Genomic DNA, 3840 nt, shown 5'->3' on the forward strand with positions numbered 1-3840 from the left:
TGACCGAGCTGTGGCGCAAGGGCGACACCGCCTACGGCGTCGTACGCCTGCCGGAAGGGCTGAAGCCCGACGGGTTCGGTGTGCACCCCGCCCTGTTGGACGCCGCCCTGCACACTCTCGTCGCGGTGCGGCAGGAGGAGGGCGCCGAACGGCCGGTGTTCCTGCCCTTCGAGTGGACCGGCGTCGACCTGTACGCCTCCGGCGCGACGGAAATGCGCGTCCGCGTCGCACTCGACCCGACGACGGACGAACACCTCTCCCTCACCGTCGCGGACGGTGCCGGACAGCCGGTCCTGGCCGCTCATGGTCTGCGTATCCGGGAAGCGAGCGCGGAACAGATCCGGGCCGGTGAGCCGGCCGATCACGTGTACCGGGTCGAGTTCCGGACGCCGCGGACACTGGAGGAAGGGCCCGTCGAGCCGGCGTGGGTGCTGGGCGGTACCGGCGAAGTGGCCCGGCGCTTGGACGCGGACCAGTTCGCGCGACCGGAGGATCTGTTCGCGCGGCTGGACGAGGGCGCCGAGGCACCCGGCCGGGTCATAGTGGACTGCACCGCCGATGCCGGGGGAGCGGGCGACCCGCTTGCGGTGACAGCACGCTCTTTGGAGACCGTGCAGCGGCTGCTGGCCGACGAGCGTCTGGCGCGGGCGGGGCTGGCCTGGGTGACGCGGGGCGCGGTCGACGCGGGTGACGGTGTCCGCGACCTGGCGCACGCGCCGGTGTGGGGTCTGTTGCGTGCCGTGCGTGCCGAGTATCCGGAGCGGGATGTCCGGTCGGTGGACGTCGAGGCGTCCGCCGACGGTGTCGAGGACGCGCTGGCCGTGGCCGGCGAGCCCGAACTCGCTGTCCGCGACGGGCAGATACACGCCGCCCGACTCGTCCGGGCGACTACGACCACGACTCCGCCTGTCGACACCAGCACCGACGCAATCGATACCGGCGCAGATATCGACACCGGCACCGGCATCGGCACCGGCACAGATATCGACACCGGAACCGACGCCACCGCCGCTAAGCGGTCGCTGGACCCGGACGGCAACGTCCTGATCACGGGCGGCTCGGGCGAGCTTGGCCGGGCCCTGGCCGGGCATCTCGTCCGGACCCACGGCGTACGCCACCTCGTCCTCACCTCCCGGCGTGGCCCCGACGCGCCCGGGACGGAGGCGTTCGTCGCCGAGCTCACCGAGGCCGGGGCGGTGAGCGTGCGGGTCGTGGCCTGCGACACCGCCGACCGGGACCGTCTGCGCGACGTGCTCACCGACAGGGAGCGGCCGTGGACCGGGATCTTCCACCTGGCCGCGGTGCTCGACGACGGTCTGCTCTCCGCGCAGTCGCCCGAGCGGCTGGCCGGTGTCTGGGGTCCCAAGGCCGCCGCGGCGACCCACCTGGACGAGTTGTCCCGTGAACTCGGTCTCGACCTGGCGGCGTTCGTGCTGTTCTCGTCGGCGGCTGGCGTGCTGGGTGGTGCGGGGCAGGCGAACTATGCGGCGGCCAATGCCTACGTGGACGCTCTCGCTGTCCGCAGGCGGGCGGACGGCCTTGCGGCGCTGAGTCTGTCGTGGGGGCTGTGGCAGCAGGCCGGTACCGGCCTGACCGCGGCTCTGGGGCAGGCGGAGCTGGCGCGGATGCGCCGTGGCGGTGTGGGTGCGCTGAGCGAGCGGCAGGCACTGGCCGCCCTCGACGCCGCCCTGGGCTCGGACCTGGGAGCGCATCTCGTCCCGGTCAAACTGGAACTCGCCGCCCTGCGGCGCGACCCCGACGGGGTTCCGGCGCTGCTGCGCGGTCTGGTCCGTCCCGCGCGCAGGCGCGCCGGTGAAGCGGCGGCGCAACCGTCCGGGCTGCGGGAACGGCTCGCGGCACTGCCCGAGGCGGAGCGTCTCGTGCAGCTGACGGGCCTGGTACGCGGTGCGGCCGCCACGGTGCTGGGTGCCGGGAACGCGGAGGCCGTCGGCGCCCGGCAGGTGCTCAAGGAACTCGGCATCGACTCCCTGATGGCCGTCGAACTGCGCCGCCGGCTCTCCGCCGAGACCGGCCTGAGCCTGCCCTCCACCCTGGCCTTCGACTACCCGACCCCGGCCGCCATCGCCGGCCTCCTGCTCGACAAACTCGCCCTGTCGCGGACCGACGGCCCCGCCCAGGCGACCCGCAGGCCCGCCGCCACCGGAGCCGGCGAACCCATCGCCATCGTCTCGATGGCCTGCCGCCTGCCCGGCGACATCGACACCCCCGAGGGCTACTGGGACCTCCTCGCGTCGGGCGGTGACGCCGTCAGCGGGCTCCCGCCCCGCTGGTCCGACCTCGACCTGTACGACCCCGACCCCGACGCGGCCGGCAAGAGCTACGCCCGCGAAGGCGGGTTCATCCACCAGGCGGAGGAGTTCGACGCCGCCTTCTTCGGGATCTCCCAGCGAGAAGCGCTGGCCATGGACCCGCAGCAGCGGCTCGTCCTGGAGACCGCGTGGGAGGCCCTGGAGCGGGCCGGCATCCGGCCCGGGACGCTGAGCGAGAGCAGGACCGGCGTCTACCTCGGCGCCATGAGCTCCGACTACGGCGAACAGGGGCGCGAGCTCGACGCCTTCGACGGCTACGTCAGCACCGGCAACGCCAGCAGCGTCGTGTCCGGCCGGGTGGCCTACGCGCTCGGCCTGCAAGGCCCCGCCGTCACCATCGACACCGCCTGCTCCTCCTCCCTGGTCGCGCTGCACCTCGCGAGCACGGCGCTGCGCCAGGGCGAGTGCGAACTCGCGCTCGTCGGCGGTGTCACAGTCATGAGCACCCCCCGCCTGTTCGTGGAGTTCTCCCGGTTGAAGGGAATGGCCCCGGACGGACGGTGCAAGTCCTTCTCGGCCCTGGCCGACGGCGCGGGATGGTCCGACGGCTGCGGCATCCTCGTCCTGAAGCCCCTGTCGGTGGCGGAGCGGGACGGTGACCGGGTGCTGGCGGTGATCCGTGGCTCGGCGGTCAACCAGGACGGCCGCAGTCAGGGTCTTACGGCGCCGAACGGTCCCGCGCAGCAGCGGGTGATCCAGGACGCGCTGGCCGCGGCGCGGCTCGGTCCCGCGGACATCGACGCGATCGAGGCGCACGGAACCGGGACCCCGCTGGGGGACCCGATCGAGGCGGGTGCGCTGGCGGAGGTGTTCGGTCCGGGGCGTGTGGCGGAGCGGCCGGTGTGGCTGGGATCGTCGAAGTCGAACATCGGGCACGCACAGGCCGCCGCGGGCGTCGCCGGGCTGATGAAGATGGTCCTCGCCCTCCAGCACGAGACGCTGCCCAAGACCCTCCACGCCGACCGGCCCAGCCCGCACATCCAGTGGGCGGACAGCGGGCTGGCGCTGCTCGACGAGGCACGGCCCTGGCCCAAGGACACCGGACACGTCCGTCGTGCGGGCGTGTCCTCGTTCGGCCTGAGCGGCACGAACGCCCACGTCGTCCTGGAAGAGCCCGCGCCCGCGCCGGCGCCCGTGCCGGTCCCCGACGAGGACCGTCCGGTGCCGCTGGTCGTCTCGGGCCGCGACGAGGACGCGATGCGGGCCCAGGCGGCGCGCTGGGCGGACTGGCTCGGCAGGCCCGGGAACACCGCCGTCACCGCCGATGCCGCGTTCACGGCCGCTCAGCACCGGACGCACTTCGAGTGCCGGGCGGGTGTGGCGGCCGGTTCGGTGGCGGAGGCGGTGGAGGGGCTGCGGGCGCTGGCCGAGGGGCGGTCGCACCTGGATGTGGTGGAGGGTTGCCCGGCGGGGGACGGCACGGCGGTGTTGTTCACGGGTCAGGGCAGTCAGCGGCTTGGGATGGGGCGGGCGTTGTATGGGGCGTTTCCGGTGTTCCGGGAGGCTTTTG

The 3840-nt window shown here is 73.6% G+C and carries 1 protein-coding gene; it reads left to right on the forward strand.

The window, feature by feature from the left end; translation table 11 throughout:
* Positions 1-3840: beta-ketoacyl synthase N-terminal-like domain-containing protein (locus ABZY33_RS35875; RefSeq protein ID WP_356495913.1), on the forward strand; the 3840-nt coding region annotated here is incomplete at both ends.

Source organism: Streptomyces sp. NPDC006552, from assembly GCF_040611655.1.
GTDB lineage: Bacteria > Actinomycetota > Actinomycetes > Streptomycetales > Streptomycetaceae > Streptomyces.